Genomic DNA, 1,317 nt, shown 5'->3' on the forward strand with positions numbered 1-1,317 from the left:
TTGAGTTACATCCAGTTCTGATTGAATGTTTCCCTCAATTCCTGTTGCTCTGGTTTTTTCTGTTCCAATTGCATCTGCATTCGCTTTCGCTTGTGCATCTAATTTATTGTCAGCATCATTTAAAGCAGTAGCTCCAGCGATGTAATTAGCAGTAGTATTTACAGTATAAGTTCCATCAGCGGCTAATCCAGCTCCTGTTTGAGTTACATCCAGTTCTGATTGAATGTTTCCCTCAATTCCTGTTGCTCTAGTTTTTTCTGTTACAATTGCATCCGCATTTACTCTCGCTTGCCCATCTAATTTATTGTCAGCATCGTTTAAGGCAGTAGCTCCAGCGATGTAGTTGGCGGCACTATTTGCACTATAAGTTCCGTTAGTTGCTAATCCAGATCCTGTTTGAGTTACATCCAGTTCCGATTGAATGTTTCCTTCAATTCCTGTTGCTCTCGTTTTTTCTGTTCCAATTGCATCTGAATTTACTTTCGCTTGCGCATCCAAATCTTCTGTAGCAGCAACCAAAGAGGCTGATGTTTTCATATAATTGGTAGCGCCATTTGCACTATAAGTTCCGTCAGCGGCTAATCCAGCCCCTGTTTGAGTTATATCCAATTCTGATTGAATGTTTCCCTCAATTCCTGTGGCTCTCGTTTTTTCTGTTCCAATTGCATCCGAATTTACTTTCGCTTGCGTATCCAAATCTTCTGTAGCAGCAACCAAAGAGGCTGATGTTTTCATATAATTGGTAGCGACATTTGCACTATAAGTTCCGTCAGCGGCTAATCCAGCTCCTGTTTGAGTTATATCCAATTCTGATTGAATGTTTCCCTCAATTCCTGTGGCTCTCGTTTTTTCTATTCCAATTGCATCCGCATTTACTTTCGCTTGCGCATCCAATTTATTATCAGCATCATTTAAAGCAGTAGCTGCAGCGATGTAATTAGCAGTAGTATTTACAGTATAAGTTCCGTCAGCGGCTAATCCAGCTCCTGTTTGAGTTACATTCAGTTCTGATTGAATGTTTCCTTCAATTCCTGTGGCTCTAGTTTTTTCTATTCCAATTGCATCCGCATTTACTTTCGCTTGCGCATCCAATTTATTATCAGCATCATTTAAAGCAGTAGCTCCAGCGATGTAATTAGCGGCACTATTTGCACTATAAGTTCCGTCAGCGGCTAATCCAGATCCTGTTTGAGTAACATTCAGTTCTGATTGAATGTTTCCTTCAATTCCTGTGGCTCTCGTTTTTTCTGTTCCAATTGCATCTGAATTTACTTTCGCTTGCGCATCCAAATCTTCTGTAGCAGCAACCAAAGAGGC

Annotated in this window: 1 protein-coding gene; it reads right to left on the minus strand. The window is 40.6% G+C overall.

All coding sequences use genetic code 11. The features are described from left to right. On the minus strand, positions 1 to 1,317 hold a 1,317-nt coding region (locus tag AC4PRO_RS18110; RefSeq protein WP_492118390.1), incomplete at both ends, for a hypothetical protein.

The sequence above is a fragment of the Flavobacterium sp. DW-iso2 genome, assembly GCF_058725285.1.